Source organism: Micromonospora sp. NPDC048063 (assembly GCF_043202855.1).
Lineage (GTDB): Bacteria > Actinomycetota > Actinomycetes > Mycobacteriales > Micromonosporaceae > Micromonospora.
The window spans coordinates 117,715-134,059 of record NZ_JBIDBG010000004.1 but is presented as its reverse complement, the minus strand read 5'-3'; the positions used below and the strand labels follow the sequence as shown (position 1 = coordinate 134,059).

16 protein-coding genes are annotated in these 16,345 nt (G+C 74.7%); 7 read left to right on the top strand and 9 right to left on the bottom strand.

Translation table 11 applies throughout. The annotated features are described in order from the left end of the window. Nucleotides 1-39: 39 nt before the first annotated feature. From ACGFZ2_RS12345 to ACGFZ2_RS12330, 4 genes are all read left to right on the top strand, one after another. Nucleotides 40-669: an MBL fold metallo-hydrolase gene (locus ACGFZ2_RS12345; protein WP_393452784.1), complete on the top strand. Its 630-nt coding sequence runs from the start codon at nt 40-42 to the stop codon at nt 667-669. Between the two features lie 5 nt (nt 670-674). Then, nucleotides 675-1,625 carry a hypothetical protein gene (locus ACGFZ2_RS12340; protein WP_393452781.1) on the top strand — a complete coding sequence of 317 codons (951 nt, stop codon included), beginning with the start codon at nt 675-677 and terminating at the stop codon, nt 1,623-1,625. 37 nt (nt 1,626-1,662) lie between these two features. After that, nucleotides 1,663-2,406 carry a hypothetical protein gene (locus tag ACGFZ2_RS12335; protein WP_393452778.1) on the top strand — a complete coding sequence of 248 codons (744 nt, stop codon included), beginning with the start codon at nt 1,663-1,665 and terminating at the stop codon, nt 2,404-2,406. Nucleotides 2,407-2,540: 134 nt separating this feature from the next. Next, nucleotides 2,541-3,503, top strand: a complete 963-nt coding sequence (locus ACGFZ2_RS12330) for a GNAT family N-acetyltransferase (RefSeq protein ID WP_393452775.1) — start codon at nt 2,541-2,543, stop codon at nt 3,501-3,503. A 90-nt stretch (nt 3,504-3,593) separates the two neighbouring features. Here ACGFZ2_RS12330 and ACGFZ2_RS12325 read toward each other — a convergent pair whose 3' ends face one another. After that, a complete protein-coding gene (locus tag ACGFZ2_RS12325; RefSeq protein ID WP_091097949.1) occupies nt 3,594-4,049 on the bottom strand; it encodes a gamma-glutamylcyclotransferase in 456 nt (151 codons plus the stop codon). 106 nt (nt 4,050-4,155) lie between these two features. Here ACGFZ2_RS12325 and ACGFZ2_RS12320 point away from each other — a divergent pair, with 106 nt between their 5' ends. Further along, entirely contained in the window at nt 4,156-5,559 is a 1,404-nt protein-coding gene (locus tag ACGFZ2_RS12320) for an NAD(P)H-quinone dehydrogenase (protein ID WP_393258491.1), read from the top strand. On the opposite strand, the gene ACGFZ2_RS12315 is transcribed toward ACGFZ2_RS12320, so the two are convergent. Next, nucleotides 5,537-6,184 (bottom strand): DUF998 domain-containing protein, encoded by a 648-nt coding sequence (locus ACGFZ2_RS12315; protein WP_393258493.1) that lies wholly within the window; start codon nt 6,182-6,184, stop codon nt 5,537-5,539. The genes ACGFZ2_RS12320 and ACGFZ2_RS12315 overlap by 23 nt on opposite strands. A 90-nt stretch (nt 6,185-6,274) precedes the next feature. After that, a complete protein-coding gene (locus ACGFZ2_RS12310) occupies nt 6,275-6,925 on the bottom strand; it encodes a DedA family protein (RefSeq protein ID WP_393452772.1) in 651 nt (216 codons plus the stop codon). Nucleotides 6,926-7,475: 550 nt separating this feature from the next. Here ACGFZ2_RS12310 and thrS point away from each other — a divergent pair. Beyond that, nucleotides 7,476-8,693 carry a threonine--tRNA ligase gene (gene thrS / locus ACGFZ2_RS12305; RefSeq protein WP_393452769.1) on the top strand — a complete coding sequence of 406 codons (1,218 nt, stop codon included), beginning with the start codon at nt 7,476-7,478 and terminating at the stop codon, nt 8,691-8,693. A gap of 80 nt (nt 8,694-8,773) precedes the next feature. On the opposite strand, the gene ACGFZ2_RS12300 is transcribed toward thrS, so the two are convergent. The 4 genes from ACGFZ2_RS12300 to ACGFZ2_RS12285 all read right to left on the bottom strand — a co-directional run bounded on the left by ACGFZ2_RS12300 (nt 8,774) and on the right by ACGFZ2_RS12285 (nt 13,440). Beyond that, the gene (locus tag ACGFZ2_RS12300; RefSeq protein ID WP_393453655.1) at nt 8,774-10,678 is read right to left on the bottom strand and encodes an ABC transporter ATP-binding protein; all 1,905 of its coding nucleotides are present in this window, start codon (nt 10,676-10,678) and stop codon (nt 8,774-8,776) included. A gap of 98 nt (nt 10,679-10,776) precedes the next feature. Further along, a complete protein-coding gene (locus ACGFZ2_RS12295; protein ID WP_393452766.1) occupies nt 10,777-12,510 on the bottom strand; it encodes an ABC transporter ATP-binding protein in 1,734 nt (577 codons plus the stop codon). After that, on the bottom strand, nt 12,504-12,968 hold the full coding sequence (locus tag ACGFZ2_RS12290; RefSeq protein WP_357692179.1) for a MarR family transcriptional regulator: 465 nt from the start codon (nt 12,966-12,968) through the stop codon (nt 12,504-12,506). The genes ACGFZ2_RS12295 and ACGFZ2_RS12290 overlap by 7 nt, the downstream gene beginning before the upstream one ends. Before the next feature lie 25 nt (nt 12,969-12,993). Next, nucleotides 12,994-13,440 carry a DoxX family protein gene (locus tag ACGFZ2_RS12285; RefSeq protein WP_393452763.1) on the bottom strand — a complete coding sequence of 149 codons (447 nt, stop codon included), beginning with the start codon at nt 13,438-13,440 and terminating at the stop codon, nt 12,994-12,996. 85 nt (nt 13,441-13,525) lie between these two features. On the opposite strand from ACGFZ2_RS12285, the gene ACGFZ2_RS12280 reads away from it, so the two are divergent. Beyond that, complete coding sequence (locus ACGFZ2_RS12280) at nt 13,526-14,092, top strand: TetR/AcrR family transcriptional regulator (protein ID WP_393452760.1); 567 nt, start codon at nt 13,526-13,528, stop codon at nt 14,090-14,092. Between the two features lie 18 nt (nt 14,093-14,110). Here ACGFZ2_RS12280 and ACGFZ2_RS12275 read toward each other — a convergent pair whose 3' ends face one another. Next, nucleotides 14,111-15,550, bottom strand: coding sequence for a GuaB1 family IMP dehydrogenase-related protein (locus ACGFZ2_RS12275; protein WP_393452757.1), 1,440 nt, complete (start codon nt 15,548-15,550; stop codon nt 14,111-14,113). Between the two features lie 123 nt (nt 15,551-15,673). Next, a complete protein-coding gene (locus ACGFZ2_RS12270) occupies nt 15,674-16,270 on the bottom strand; it encodes a LysE/ArgO family amino acid transporter (protein ID WP_357692468.1) in 597 nt (198 codons plus the stop codon). Between the last annotated feature and the right edge of the window lie 75 nt (nt 16,271-16,345).

The window sequence follows — 16,345 nt, the reverse complement described above, 5'->3', positions numbered from 1 at the left end:
GCGCTCAGGACATCACGATTCGATAATCTTGGAGTCACGATGCACGTCACCAAGTACGCCCACTCCTGCCTCCGCGTGGAGCACGACGGGGGAGTGCTCGTCGTCGACCCGGGCATGTTCAGCGAGCCCGCGGCACTCGACGGGGCGGACGCGGTGCTGATCACCCACGAGCATCCCGACCACGTGCACGTCGAGGCGGTCACCCGGCAGCTCGACCGGCGTCCGTTCCGCATCCACGGCCCGGCCGCCCTCGCCGGCACCCTGGGCGACGCGGCCGAGGCGCTCGACCCGGTCCAGCCCGGACAGTCGTTCACGGCCGCCGGGGTGCCGGTGCGCGCCTACGGCGGCCGGCACGCCGTGATCCACCCCGACATCCCGGTGGTGGACAACCTGGCCTACCTGATCGGCGACGTGGTCTACCACCCCGGGGACTCCCTGGTCGTCCCGGAGGACGTGCAGGTCGACACGCTCTTCCTGCCGATCCACGCCCCGTGGACGAAGTTCTCCGAGTCGTTGGACTTCCTCCGCGCCGTCGCCCCGCGCCGGGCGTACGCGCTGCACGACGGGCTGCTCAACGACCACGGGCTCGGCGTCCTGAACAGCAACTTCACCCGGCTCTCCGAGGTCGACTACCGCCGGCTCGAACCGGGCACGCGAATCGACGCCTGACGGCGATGCCCGGCCCGCCCCGAGAGCTGGTGCACCGGCTCTACACCACCCCGCCGGAGCGGTTCGTCGCGATCCGCGACGAGGCCGCCGCCGAGGCGCGCCGGGCCGGCGACCCGAAGACCGCCCGGGAGATCGCCCGGCTGCGTCGCCCCACCGTGGCCGCCTGGCTGGTCAACCTGCTCGCCATCCGCCGCCCCGAGCTGGTCGCCGACCTGGCCCAGCTCGCCGAGGCGCTGCGGTCCGCCCAACGCGAACTGCGCGGGCCCCGGCTGCGGGAGCTGTCCGCCCAGCGGCGGGCGGTGGTCGGCGCGCTCGTCGCCGAGGTGCGCAAGCTGGCGGCCGAGGCCGAGGGGGCGCCGTCGGCCGGGAAGCTGCCGCTGGCCGAGGTGGAGGGCACCCTCAACGCCGCGCTCTCCGACACCGAGGTCGCCGAGCAGGTCCGCTCCGGCCGGCTGTTGCGGGCCGCCAACTACGCCGGGTTCGGGGAGGTGCCCCGCCCGCAGCTGCGCCTGGTGACCGGCGGCGAGGAGCCGGAACCGGAGCCCCGGCCCGAGCCGGCCGGGAAGCGGCGGGCGGGTGCCGACCGGGCCGCCCTCCGCGCCGAGCAGGCGGAACGAGCGGCCCGGGCGGAACGGGCCCGGCGGCGGCGGGCGCTGGAGAAGGAACTGGCGAAGGCGCGTACCGACCAGGAACGGGCCGAGGCGGAGCTGGCCGACGCGACGGCGGCCGAGCGCGACGGCGCCGCCGCCCTGGACGCGATCGAGGCGGAGCTGGCCGAGCTGGAGCGGCGGCGGGCCGTCGCCGAGCAGGACCTGAGCCGGGCGAAGCTCGCCCGCCGCGGGGCGGAACGGACCGCCACCGCCGCCCGCCGTCGCGCCGGAGAGGTCGAGGCGGCGGTGGAGGCCCTCGACGCCGAAGAGGGGGATGCCGAGCCGGGCGACGACGCGGCAGACTGACCCCTGTGGACGGACGGGTCGACCCGGGAGCGGGCGGATGACGCCGGAACAGGTCGCCGCGGCCAGCAAGCCCGTCGTGCTCGAGCTCGGTGACGCCTTCACCCGCTGCCCGACCACCCTGCGCCGGGCGCGGCTGCTCGGGATCTCCGGCTGGGCGTTCTACGTCACCGGGCGGGCCGGCGCCCTCGGCGACGTCCGCGCCGAGACGGTCGCCGCCGCCCTCGGCTTCCTCGCCCCCGACGCGGTCGCCGACGGTTGGGACGCTGCCCTGCTCACCGTCCGGCCGGTCGAGGTGGCCGCCGCCACCCTCGCCGAGTGCTGCCGCTGGGGTGACGAGCACCTCGACGCCCTCCCCGGGGCGGGTCGGCTCGCGGCGCTGCTCGGCCGGGCCGTCGAGGCGGCGGACGCCAGCGGCATGCCGCTCTTCGCCGCGTGGCGGGCGATGCCGGTGCCGGAGCGCACCGCCGGCGCCCGGGCCGCCGTCGGCCTGCGCCTGCTCCGGGAGCACTTCGCCGGGGCGTACCTGCTCGCTGTCCGGGCCGGCGGGATGACCCCGCTGGAGGCCGTGCTCGCCGGGCCGGAGGGGGAGGCGGGCGCGGTGGCCTGCGGCTGGCCGCCGCCGTACCCGCCGGTCGGGCCGCTGGTCCGGCGGCGGCTCTGGGCCGAGGCGGTGACCGACCGGCTGACCTCGCCGGCGTTCGCGGCGCTCGGCCCGGCGGACGGCGCCGAGCTGGTGGATCTGCTCCTCGCGACCCGGGCCCGCCTGGCGGGCCGGGGCTGAGCGCGCTCCCGCCGGCACCCGTGCCGGCACCCCGGGCCGGTACGGCCCGACGCCCCGGCGCCGGGACCGGCGTGACGTGGGGGCCGCGGAAAATTCGGCGGCGTTCCGCCGGCCCGCCTGTCAGGATCGCCCCCGTGACTCTCCCCGCCGGCTGGCACGCCCGCCGCCCCACCCTCGACGACGTGCCGGCGATCCTGGCCGTGGTGCACGCCGCCGACACCTTCGCCGTCGGTCACCCCGACTTCGACGCCGAGGACGTCACGGCCGCGCTGACCGCGCCGTTCTTCGACCCGGCGCGCGACTCGTGGCTGGTTACCGACCCGGAGGGCGTGGTCGTGGCCTGGGCGACGCTGGACAATCCGACCGGTGTGGGGCGCGAGTTCGTCGAGGTGTACGTGGACCCGGAGCGCGGCGCCGACGTGCGCGCGCCGCTGCTCGCCCGGCAACTCGACCGCGTCGCCGAACGCGCCGCCGAGCGGGGTGTGCCGGCGCTGACCGTCCGCACCGCCGGCTTCGCCCCCGAGACGCGCTGGGCGGCGGAGCTGGCCGAGGCCGGCTTCAGCCGGGCCAAGCGGTACGTGCGGATGCGCCGACCGCTGGCCGGGCTGCCCGCCGAGCCGCCGCCCCCGCCCGGGGTGACCGTCCGCCCGCTGCGCGGCGACGACGAGGCCGACCTGCGCGAGTTCCACCGCATCTACGACATCGCGTTTCGCGACACCCCGGACTACGAGCCCGTCGGCTTCGACCGGTGGCGGGAGCGGATCATCCCGTTCGGCACCACCTGGGACGAGTGGTTCGTCGCCGAGGTCGACGGGGTGCCGGCCGGGGCGCTCCAGTCCTCCGACCAGGCGCTGGAGCAGAACGAGGGCTTCGTGCGGGCCCTGTCGGTGCTGCCGGCGTACCGGCGGCGGGGGGTGGGGGCGGCGCTGCTGTGGCGGGCCTTCACCGTCTATGCCGCCAAGGGCCGGGAGGCCGCCGGGCTGGGCGTCGACCTGACCAACCCGACCGCCCCGGTCACGCTCTACCGGTCCGTGGGGCTGCGCGAGGTGCGCTGGACCGACATGTACGAGTTGGTCGTCCCGGCCACGGGTGTGTGATTGACGACCCCGGCCGGGGCCGGATCGAGGCGGCGGCCCGCCCGGTAGCAGACTGGGGCCGTGGGAAACGCGCTGGGCCGACGAGCCGCGTCAGGCCGACGCGGTGCCGGTGGGGCGGGACCGCAGTTCGGTGACGTAGTCGTCCGGCGCGCCCGCCTTCTCGGCGGCGTTCGCGATCTCCGACAGGTACCACGAGGTGGGCAGGCCGCCCTCGTAGCCGTCGAAGACGTAGACCCACGCGGTCACGTCCCCGTCGAGGGTGGAGACACGCACGTGCAGCTTGCGGTACGTGCCGGCGGTCACCCCCTCGATCTCGTCGAGTTGGGCGGCGTCGTAGGGGTGGATGTCGTAGAGCGCCACGAACACCCGGTCGCCGGGGGACTCGACGACGGTGCTGACCGCGCCCTCCCAGCCGATCACGTCCTCGCCCGCGAAGGTGAGCCGCCAGCCTTCCAGCCAGCCGGTGCCCACCATCGGCGAGTGTGGGCAGTAGGCGCGCATGCGGGCGGGGTCGAGGTTTGAGCCGTAGGCGGCGTAATGACGCACGGCGATGACGATAGCCCGCCCGCCGGGTGGGGGAGAATACGACGGTGCGTGTCGGACGCGTTCGGGAGAAGAAAGTCACTGTGAGCACTGACGAAGGGCGAGCGCTGTGAGCCGGATCGTGATCATCGGCGGCGGACCGGCGGGCTACGAGGCCGCCCTGGTCGCCGCGCAGCTTGACGCCGACGTCACCGTCGTGGAGGCCGAAGGTGCCGGCGGTGCCTGCGTGCTCTCCGACTGCGTCCCGTCGAAGACCTTCATCGCCAGCTCGGAGGTGGTGACCGGCTACCGGGACACCGAGGAGTTCGGGGTGCACTCCGACGGGCTGGAGGCCGTCACCGTCGACGCCCGGGCGGTGCACGAGCGGGTCAAGCGCCTCGCGCTGGCCCAGTCCGCCGACATCCACGCCAAGCTGGTCAAGGCGGGGGTGACCTTCGTCGCGGGCACCGCCCGGCTCGGCGAGGACATGCTCGGCCACACCCACCGCGTGGTCGTCACCCCGGCCGACGGCGGCGAGGAGCACACGATCGACGCGTCGACCGTGCTGATCGCCACCGGCGCCACCCCGCGCCAACTGCCCACCGCCGTACCGGACGGCGAGCGCATCCTGACCTGGCGTCAGGTGTACGACCTGCCGGAGCTGCCCGAGCACCTGGTCGTGGTCGGTTCCGGCGTCACGGGCGCCGAGTTCGCCAGCGCCTACCTCGCGATGGGCGTGCAGGTGACCCTGGTCTCCAGCCGCGACCGGGTGATGCCGCACGAGGACGCCGACGCGGCGATGGCCATCGAGCGGGTCTTTCGCAACCGGGGCATGAGCATCCTGAACAACTCCCGGGCCGACGCCGTGCGCCGCACCGCCGACGGGGTGGAGGTCGAGCTCTCCGACGGCCGGAAGGTGTCCGGCTCGCACGCGCTGATCGCGGTCGGCTCGATCCCCAACACCGCCGACCTTGGCCTGGCCGAGTACGGCGTCGAGCTGGCCCGGGGCGGGTACGTCACCGTCGACCGGGTCTCCCGCACCAACGTGCCCGGCATCTACGCCGCCGGCGACTGCACCGGGGTGCTGCCGCTGGCCAGCGTCGCCGCCATGCAGGGCCGGATCGCGATGTGGCACGCGCTCGGCGAGGCCGTCCGGCCGCTGCGGCTGCGTACCGTCGCGGCGAACGTGTTCACCGACCCGGAGCTGGCCACCGTCGGCGTCTCGCAGGACGAGGTCGACGCGGGCAAGGTGCCGGCCCGGCAGGTCATGCTGCCGCTGGACGGCAACGCCCGCGCGAAGATGGACGGCCTCGCCGACGGCTTCGTCAAGCTCTTCTGTCGGCCGGCGAGCGGCCAGGTGATCGGCGGCGTGGTGGTGGCGCCGAAGGCGAGCGAGCTGATCCTGCCGATCACCATGGCGGTGGAGAACAACCTCACCGTCAACGAGCTGGCCCAGACCATCACGATCTACCCGAGCCTGTCCGGCTCCGTCACCGAGGCCGCCCGCCAGCTCATGCTCCACGAGCTGGAGTGACCCGGCCGCCCGGGAGGTCGGCCGTGGGTGACCGGCGGAGCAGGGTGACCGCGACGACGGCGAGCACGGCGACCTCGGCGAGGATGAGCAGCCGCTCGACGAGCCCGAGCAGCAGCCGGTCGCCCGGGTAGGCCGACCAGACCATCGTCGCGGCGAGGGCCAGGCTGACCAGGGTGAGCCCGCGGACCGCGCGGGCGACGGCCGGCAGCCGGGCCGCGAGCAGCCAGCCGGCGAGCGGCAGCGCCAGGAAGGCGACCACCGAGGCGTACCGGTGGACGTAGGCGGCGGTGTCCATGGGCAGGCCGGGCTCGTTCGTCGGCACGACCGCGGCCAGCAGCAGCCCGCCGATCCAGGCGGCCAGGAGCAGCTCGGCGGTCCGCCCCGGGCGGGCGGCGGGGAAGCGGTGCGCGCGCCGCAGGGCGGGCAGGAGGACGGCGGTGGCCGCGGCGAGCACGACCATGGCCGCGTCGATCACGCCGCCGCGGTCGGAGACCGCGAAGTCGCTGACGGTCAGTGCCCAGGGGTTCAGGTCGTCGTTCACCTCGACGTGGCCGATCACGGCGAGCAGCGCCGCCACGGCGATCCCGCCGAGGGCCAGCAGTCCACTGTTCCGGGTACCAGGCATGTCTCAGCCTGTCCCGCGGGGGACCCCAGACGGATCCGGGCGGGCCACCGAGATCGGTCCCGGGGACCACCCCTAGGCGGCCGGGGTGGGTCAGTCCGCCCCGGGAACGTCCGCCCGCGCCCCGACGACGACCGGCACCGCCGGATCCGGCCCGGTTGCCCGCCGGGCGCCGACGACGGTCATGGCCCAGCCCGCCGCCGCGAACCCGGCCGCCGCCACCGCCGCGATCACCGCCAGCCGCCACGCCGACTCGGTCAGCGCCGTCCCGCCCAGGTGCCCGACCAGCCCGCCGTACGTCGCCCAGCCCAGCGCCGCCAGGCCCTCGTAGAGCAGGAACAGCCGGTACGGGTACCGGCTGCGGCCGGCGGAGAAGCAGGCCGCCATCCGGCCGCCCGGCACGAAGCGGCAGAGCAGGATGACGAGCGGGCCGGGCCGGCGCAGCCCCTGGGTGACCCGGCTGGCGACCCGTCGGGCCCGGCCCGGCGCGACGCCGTGCGGCGACCGGCGGTCGGGTGCGCCCCGCCCGATCAGGTAGCAGGCGAGGTCCCCGGCGAAGACGCCGAGCGCGCCGACGGCGATGGTCACCGGCAGGTTCAGCCCGCCGTACACGGTCAGGGCGCCGCTGGTGATCATGACGACCTGGGTGGGGATCACCGGGACGAAGGCGTCGGCGACCAGCAGCGCGAGCAGCGCGAGGTACGCCCAGGTCGGCGACGCGACCTCAGTGAGTAGTTCGGGCACCACTGCCACCTCGCCGGATGGGGCCGATCGGGGTACCGAGCCTGACGGCGTGTCCGGCGTCACCGGGCACAGCCCTGGCGCGTGGTGACCGCCGACACGGCAGGGCTACCCGGGACCAACGAGCGGGTGTCGGCGAAGGTGACGCGACGGCGTACCGCCGCCGGGGGTCGGCGGATCGGCGTCGGTCGGCGTACCGTTGTCGGCGCGCGGCCCCACCGCCGTCGGGTCCCCCGTTCTCGACGACGGGGCCGCCGCGGGCCGCCGGCAGGTCCCGTGCCGGCGGCCCGCCCCCGTTCCGTGGGCCGTCCGCTCCCGCGACCCCGGGCAGGGCGTGAGGTGCCGCGCCGCCCGCGTAAAACCGGCTGCGGCCCCCGTGCGGGCGGGCGTACCGTCGCCGCATGAGCAGTGCGGTGCTGACGACGACGCCGGGAGACCCCGGCGCGCCGCACTGACCTGACCGTCGACGAGGCCCCGGGGCGATCCGCCCCGGGGCCTCGTGGCGTCCGGTGACCGGGTCGCCTCCGGGTCGTACCCGATCAAGGAGCGCGACATGATCGACCACCGCAGGCTCGGCCGGGAGCTGGACCTGTTCGTCTCCGACCCGCTGGCCGGCGCCGGGCTGCCGCTCTGGCTGCCGGCCGGCGCCGCCGCCCGGCACGCCGTCGAGGAGTACGTCCGCGACCTGGAGCGCCGGGCCGGCTACCGGCACGTGCACACCCCGCCGCTGGGCAAGCGGGAGCTGTTCGAGCTCTCCGGCCACCTCGGCTACTTCGCCGACGACATGTTCCCCCCGATGAAGCTCTCCGCCGACGACGAGTTCGTGTTGCGCCCGGCGCTCTGCCCGCACCACGCCCTCGTCTACCGGGCCCGGGGCCGCTCCTACCGGGAACTGCCGCTGCGGATCGCCGAGCTGGGCGGCATGTACCGGGCCGAGCGCTCGGGGGTGCTCGGCGGGCTGTCCCGGGTGCGGGCCATCTCGCTCAACGACGCGCACAACTTCTGCGCCCTGGAGCAGGTGGGCGAGGAGGTGGCGGAGATCCTCCGGCTGATCCGCGAGGCGCACGCCGCGCTCGGCGTACGGCCGGCGGGGTTCCGGCTGTCGCTGCGCGGGCCGGGGGAGAAGTACGTCGGGGACGACGACCAGTGGGCGCGGGCCGAGGAGCTGCTCCGCGCCGCGCTCGACGGGGTGGAGTTCACCGAGGCCCCGGGGGAGGCGGCGTTCTACGGGCCGAAGATCGACATCCAGGTGCTGGACGCCGCGGGGCGGGAGTCCACCCTCTCCACCGTCCAGCTCGACTTCGACAAGCCGGAGCGGTTCGACCTGTCGTACACCGACCCGACCGGGGGGCGGCGTCGACCGGTGATGGTGCACCGCAGCCTCGTCGGCAGCATGGAGCGGCTGTTCGCGTACCTGATCGAGGTGCACGAGGGCGCCTTCCCCGCCTGGTACGCCCCGGTGCAGTTGGCCGTGCTGCCGGTCGGGGACGACCAGGCCGGGGCGGCGGCCCGGCTCGCCCGGGACGCGCTCGCGGCGGGGCTGCGGGTCGAGGTGGAGTCGGCCGGCTCGCTGGGTGCCCGCATCCGCGACGCCGCCCGCGCCCGGGTCCCGTACGCCGCCGTGATCGGCCCCCGCGAGGCGGCCGAGGGCGACGTCTCGCTGCGCCTGCGCGGCGGCCGCGCCCTGGACCCGATGCCCGCCGCCGACGCCCTCCGGCTGATCGGTGCGGTGGTGGCCGGGCGCGGCGCGGCCCTCCTTCCGGCGCACTGAGCCTCCGCCCGGCCCCGGCCCCGGCCCCGCCGCCCGGCCGCCCGTCGCGGCCGGGCGGTCTGTCGTCACGGCGACCACCGTCACAGCGACGCGGGCTCGGGGTCGGGCCGGGCGGCGGCGGTGAACTGCGACCGGTACAGCCGGTGGTACGCGCCCCGCGCGGCCAGCAACTCGTCGTGCGTGCCCTGCTCCACGATCCGGCCGTCCTCCATCATCAGGATCAGGTCGGCGTCGCGGATGGTGGAGAGCCGGTGCGCGATGACGAAGCTGGTGCGGTCCGAGCGCAGGGCGGCCATCGCCCGCTGGAGCAGCACCTCGGTGCGGGTGTCCACGGAGCTGGTCGCCTCGTCCAGGATCAGCAGCGACGGCTCGGCGAGGAACGCCCGGGCGATCGTGATGAGCTGCTTCTCGCCCGCGCTGACGTTGCTGCCCTCCTCGTCGATGACCGTGTCGTAGCCGTCGGGGAGGCTGCGCACGAACCGGTCCACGAACGTCGCCCGGGCCGCGGCCAGGATCTCCTCCTCGGATGCGCCCGGCCGGCCGTAGGCGATGTTGTCGCGGATGGTGCCGCCGAAGAGCCAGGTGTCCTGGAGCACCATCCCGATCCGGCCGCGCAGGTCGTCGCGGCGCATCGTGGTGATGTCCACGCCGTCCAGGGTGATCCGGCCGGCGTCCAGCTCGTAGAAGCGCATGACCAGGTTGACCAGGGTGGTCTTGCCGGCCCCGGTCGGCCCGACGATGGCGACGGTGTGCCCGGGCTCGGCCACCAGCGACAGGTCCTCGATCAGCGGCTTGTCCGGGGCGTACCGGAAGGAGACGTGCTCGAACTCGACCCGGCCGTGCGGGTCGCGCACCCGGGCCGGCTCGGCCGGGTCGGGGCTCTGCTCCTCGGCGTCGAGCACCGCGAAGACCCGCTCGGCGGAGGCCACCCCGGACTGGAGCAGGTTCGCCATCGAGGCGACCTGGGTGAGCGGCTGGGTGAACTGCCGGGAGTACTGGATGAACGCCTGCACGTCGCCGAGGCTCATCGACCCCGACGCCACCCGCAGTCCGCCGACCACGGCGATCGCCACGTAGCTGAGGTTCCCGACGAACATCATCGCCGGCATGATGATCCCGGAGATGAACTGGGCGCCGAAGCTGGCCCGGAACAGCTCCTCGTTCTTGGCGGTGAAGGCGGCCTCCACCTCGCGCTGCCGGCCGAAGACCTTGACCAGCTCGTGGCCGGTGAACGCCTCCTCGATCTGGCCGTTCAGCTCGCCGGTGTGCGTCCACTGGGCGATGAACTGCGCCTGCGACCGCTTGGCGATCGCGCCGGTGACGACGACCGACACCGGCACCGCGACCAGCGCCACCAGGGCCAGCAACGGCGAGATCCAGAACATCATGGCCAGCACGCCGACCACGGTGAGCAGCGAGGTGAGCAACTGGCTCAGCGTCTGCTGGAGGCTGGTCGAGATGTTGTCGATGTCGTTCGTGACCCGGCTGAGCAGCTCGCCGCGGGGCTGCCGGTCGAAGTAGGGCAGCGGCAGCCGGTTGAGCTTGTCCTCCACGTCGGCGCGCAGCCGCAGCACGGTCCGCTGCACCACGCCGTTGAGCAGCCAGCCCTGCCACCACATCAGCGCGCTGGCCGCCAGGTAGAGGCCGAGCGCCAGCAGCAGCACCCGCGCCAGCGCGGCGAAGTCGATGCCCACGCCGGGCACCACGTCCATCCGCGCGAGCATGTCGGCGAAGCTGTCGTTGCCGGCCGCCCGGGCCGCAGCCACCGCCTGGTCGGCGGTGGTGCCCGCCGGCAGTTGCCGGCCGATCACCCCGGTGAAGATCAGGTCGGTGGCGTGCCCGAGCACCTTCGGCCCGACCACGCTCAGCCCGACGCTGACCACCGCCAGCGCGATCACCGCGACGAGCGCGAGGCGGTCCGGGCGCAGCCGGCGCAGCAGCCGCCGGGCCGACGGCCCGAAGTTCATCGACCGCTCGGCGGGCATCCCGGCCCCCGCCCACGGCGGGCCGCCACGCTGCCCGCCGCCCGGCAGCCGCTTCGGCGTCTGCGCGTCGGCGGCCGGCTTCTGCTGCGGTACGGCGCTCACGCGGCCACCCCCGTGGTGTTCTGCGACGCCACGATCTCGGCGTACGTCGGGCAGGTCTCCAGCAACTCGTCGTGTCGGCCCATCCCGACCACGCCCCCGTCCTCCAACACGATGATCTGGTCGGCCTCGACGATCGTGGAGACCCGCTGCGCCACGATCACCACGGCGGCGTCCGCGGTGACCGGCCGCAGCGCCGCCCGCAGCCGCGCGTCGGTGCCGAGGTCGAGCGCGGAGAAGGAGTCGTCGAAGAGGTAGATCTCCGGCCGGCGCACCAGGGCCCGGGCGATCGCGAGCCGCTGCCGCTGCCCGCCGGAGACGTTCGTGCCGCCCTGCGCGATCGGCGACGCCAGCCCCTCGGGCATCGCCTCGACGAAGTCCCGTGCCTGGGCGATCTCCAGCGCGTCCCAGAGTTCCGCGTCGGTCGCGTCCGGGTTGCCGTAGCGCAGGTTGCTCGCCACCGTCCCGGTGAACAGGTAGGGCTTCTGCGGCACCAGCCCGATCCGGCGCCACAGCTCGTCCGGCGCCAGGTCGCGGACGTCGACGCCGTCGACCAGCACGGTGCCGGCGGTCACGTCGACCAGCCGGGGGACGAGCGACAGCAGCGTGGTCTTGCCCGCGCCGGTGCTGCCGATCACCGCTGTGGTGGTCCCCGGCGTCACCCGGAAGGACACGTCCCGCAGCACCGGTGCGGCCGCCCCCGGGTACCGGAACGACACGTCGCGCAGCTCCAGCTCGCCGCGCGTGGACACCTCGGTGACCGGGCGGGGCGCCGGCACCACCGAGGAGTCGGTGTCCAGCACCTCGACGATCCGCTCCGCGCAGACCGCCGCGCGGGGCACCATCATCAGCATGAAGGTGGCCATCATGACGGCCATCAGGATCTGCATCAGGTATTGCAGGAAGGCGGTGAGGGCGCCGACCTGGATCGCCCCGGCGTCGACGCGCTGGGCGCCGAACCAGAGCACCGCGACGCTGGAGACGTTGAGCACCAGCATCACCACGGGGAAGATCAACGCCATCAGGCGGCCGGTGCGCAGGGCGGTCGCGGTGAGGTCGGCGTTCGCGGTGGCGAAGCGCCGCGTCTCGTACGGCTCCCGGACGAACGCCCGGACCACCCGGATGCCGGTGATCTGCTCCCGCAGCACCCGGTTGACCGTGTCGATCCGGGTCTGCATGAGCCGGAAGCCCGGCACCATCCGCCGGATGATCAGCCCCAGGGCGACGGCCAGCACGGGCACGCTGACCAGCATCAGCCAGGAGAGCCCGAGATCCTCGCGCAGCGCCATCACCACGCCGCCGACGCTCATGATCGGCGCGGCGACCAGCATGGTGCAGCTCATCAGCACGAGCATCTGCACCTGCTGCACGTCGTTGGTGTTGCGGGTGATCAGCGAGGGCGCGCCGAACCGGGCCACCTCGCGGGCGGAGAAGCGGTTCACGTGCCCGAACACCGCCGACCGCACGTCCCGGCCGAAGCCCATCGCGGTGCGCGCGCCGAGGTAGACGGCGGCGACGGAGCAGACGATCTGCACCAGGCTGACCGCGAGCATCCACCCGCCGGTGCGCATGATGTAGTCGGTGTCGCCCCGCGCCACGCCGAGGTCGATGATGTCGGCGTTGAGACTGGGCAGGTAGAGCGAGGCCATCGTGCCGACGAACTGGAGCAGCAGCACCGCCGCCAGTGCCCGGTGGTAGGGGCGCAGGTGTGTGCGCAGCAGCCGGATCAACATGTCGGTGCCCCTTCCGGCGTGCCGGCGTCGCCGCTGCCGATGACCTCCAGGAGGAACTGGCGGATCACCGCCGCCTTCGCCGGGTCGGCGTCGACCGAGGTGAGCGGAGCGCCGGACCGGATCACGGCGGTCAGCGCGTCGATCCGGGCCTGCCCGGCCGGGGTGATCGCGATTCGGATGCTGCGCCGGTCGGCCTCGTCGCGCTGCCGCTCGACCAGGCCGTCGCGTTCCAGCGTGTCGACGATGCCGGTGAGGGTGGCCGGCCGGACGAAGCAGTGCTCGGCCACCGTGCGGTGCGGCAGCTCGCCGTGTTCGGCGAGGGTCATCAGGGTGGCCATCCCGGCCTGGGTGAGCCCGTGTTCCTCGGCGAGGTAGCGGTTCCACCGCTGCCCGGTGACGTGCCCGGCGACCACGAGCAGTCGCCCGAGGGGCACGTCCCGCAGCTCGATCAGTTTCATGGTGGCCAGATTAGCCTCCTGAACGTCAGGCCCCAAACGAAATAGCGACGGCCGCGCCGACGAAGAGGACCTGTTCCGCCGTCCGTGGTCCCAGGGGGGTCGCCGGCCGGCCCCCGAGGGTCAGCCCGCGCCGCACCGCCGAGACGTTCGCCGGGAACATGGCCAGCATCAACAGGGCCAGCCCGGCCGCGGCCCAGCGGGCGGTCGCCGGCACGAGCAGCCCGGCCGCGCCCACCAGTTCCAGCACCCCGGTGACCGTGACCAGGACGTCGGGTCGGGGGAGAGCGGGCGGCACCATCGCGATCATGTCCGACCGGTAGGTGGCGGCGAAGTGCGCGAGGCCGGTCACCGCGAACATCAGCGCCAGCCCCACCCGCAGCGCGGGGTGCCAGCCGTCGAGCGCGGCCACGCCGGCCAGGCCGGCCAGCCGGGCGAGCGCGGTGCCGGCCACGAGCGCGATCAGTGGAGCCATCGATACCTCCCAGGAAGGCGAACTTGTCGGCGACAAGATTGCGCCCCGAGGTGGCATCTTGTCAATGGCAAGATAGGATCGCGGCATGACCGGAACACGCGGCTACCACCACGGCGACCTGCGTCGCGCCCTGCTCGCCGCGGCGGTGCGGGTGATCGAGGAGTCCGGCCCCGGGGCGCTGAGCCTGCGCGACCTGGCCCGCCGGGCCGGCGTCTCGCACGCCGCACCGGCGCACCACTTCGGCGACAAGGCCGGCCTGCTCACGGCCCTCGCCGCCGAGGGCTTCGACCTGCTCGCCGAGGCGTTGGGCGGCGCGGCGGACCTGCTGGAGAGCGGCGTCGCGTACGTCGACTTCGCCGTCCGGCACCGCGCGCACTTCGAGGTGATGTTCCGCCCGGACCTCTACCGGGCCGACGCCGACGAGGTGGCGGCGGCCCGCCGGCGCGCCGGCGACGCGCTGTACGCCGGGGTCGCCGGGCTGCCCCAGGGGCGCCCGACGGCGGAGGACCCGCAGGGCGACGCGCTCGCCGCCTGGTCGATCGTGCACGGCTTCGCCACGCTCTGGCTCGCCGGCGTGCTGCCGGAGCGGGTCGGTGACGACCCCCGGGCCGCCGCCCGCGACGTCATCCGACGCCTCTTCCCGACGGAGTGATGGCCGGCGGGCGCCGTCTCACCAACTCGTGGGCAGCGGCATCCCCTCGGTGTAGCCGGCCGCGCTCTGCACGCCGACGAGGGCCCGCTCGTGGAACTCCGCCAGGTCCCGGGCGCCGGCGTAGGTGAAGGCGCTGCGTACCCCGGCGATGATCTCGTCGATCAGGTCCTCCACGCCGGGGCGGGCCGGGTCCAGGTACATCCGGGCCGAGGAGATGCCCTCCTCGAAGACCGCCTTGCGGGCCCGGTCGTACGCGCTGTCGTCGGCCGTCCGCGCGCTGACCGCCCGCGCCGACGCCATCCCGAAGCTCTCCTTGTAGCGCCGGCCGTCGGCGTCGGTGTAGAGGTCGCCGGGGGACTCGTAGGTGCCGGCGAACCAGGAGCCGATTATCACGTTCGACGCGCCGGCGGCCAGGGCCAGCGCCACGTCCCGCGGGTGCCGTACGCCGCCGTCGGCCCAGACGTGCCGTCCGAGCTGGCGGGCCGCCGCGGCGCAGTCGAGCACGGCGGAGAACTGCGGCCGGCCCACCCCGGTCATCATCCGGGTGGTGCACATCGCACCCGGGCCGACGCCCACCTTGACGATGTCGGCGCCCGCCTCCACCAGGTCGCGTACGCCCTCGGCGGTCACCACGTTGCCGGCGGCGACCGGGACCGCCGGGTCCAGCGCGCGGACGGCCCGCAGCGCGGAGATCATCCGCTCCTGGTGGCCGTGCGCGGTGTCCACGACCAGCGTGTCCACCCCGGCCTCCAGCAGCGCCGCCGCCTTGCCGGTCACGTCGCCGTTGATGCCGACGGCGGCGGCGATGCGCAGCCGGCCCCGGTCGTCCACCGCCGGCTTGTAGAGCGTCGCCCGCAGCGCGCCCTGCCGGGTCAGCACCCCGACGAGGCGGCCCTCGGCGTCGACCACCGGGGCGAGCCGGCGCCGGCCGGCCGAGAGCCGGTCGAAGCCCGTACGCGGGTCCGCGTCCGCCGGCACGGTGTGCAGCTCGGTGGACATCACGTGCCGGAGCTGGGCGAAACGGTCCACGCCCACGGTGTCCGCATCGGTCACCACGCCCAGCGGCCGGCCCTCGTCGTCGATCACCACCACGGCGCCGTGCGACCGCTTCGGCAGCAGGTGGATCGCGTCCCCGACGGTGTCGGTCGGGCCGAGCGTGATCGCGGTGTCGTGCACCAGGTGCCGCTGCTTGACCCAGGCGACGACGTTCGCCACCACCTCGATCGGGATGTCCTGCGGGATGACCGCGATCGCGCCGCGCCGGGCGACCGTCTCGGCCATCCGGCGGCCGGACACCGCGGTCATGTTCGACACGACCAGCGGGATGGTGGTGCCCGTGCCGTCGCTGGCGGCCAGGTCGACGTCGAGCCGCGAGCCCACCTCGGAGCGGGCCGGCGCCATGAAGACGTCGTTGTAGGTCAGGTCGTGCGCGGGAACCGCGCCGTGTAGGAACCGCACCCCGCCATCATTCCCGCCGGCCGCCGCCCGCGCCCCCGGTGGTCGCCGAAAACACCCCCGGTCGGGCGTCGCCGAAGGCCACCAGCGCGGCCAGGAAGAGGTTGCGCGGCCCGGCGTCGCCGGTCAGCCGAGCAGCAGCCCGGCCGCGAGCGCGGTCATCACGAGGGCGATCGCACCGTCGACGACCCGCCAGGCCGTCGGGCGGGCCAGCACGGGCGCGAGCCGGTGGGCGGCGGCGCCGATGGTGGTGAACCAGACCACACTGGCGAGCGCCGCGCCCGCGCCGAAGACCCAGTGGTGCGGGTGCTGGCGGGCCACCCCGCCGAGCAGGAGGACGGTGTCGAGGTACACGTGCGGGTTGAGGTAGGTGAAGGCGAGGCAGGCCAGCAGCGTCGCCCCGAGCGTGGCCGGCGGCCGGTCGGCGGGGGAGAGCGCGCCGGGGCGCAGCGCGCGGCGGGCGGCCAGCACGGCGTACCCGAGCAGGAACGCGGCCCCCAGCCAGCGGACGGCGGTCAGCACGGCGGGGTGCTCCGCCGTGGCGGTGCCCATCCCGGCGATGCCGACCGAGATCAGCAGCGCGTCGGAGGCGGCGCACACGGCGACCACGGGCAGGACGTGCTCCCGGCGCAGGCCCTGCCGTAGGACGAAGGCGTTCTGCGCGCCGATGGCGGCGATGAGCGCGATCGAGAGGGAGAAGCCGGCGGCGGCGGAACCTGTCACGGAGCTGCTGAGGATGTCGGGCACGAGCCGAGGCTACGAGCCGCAGCCGATGCAGCCCAGCTAAAGATTCTCACG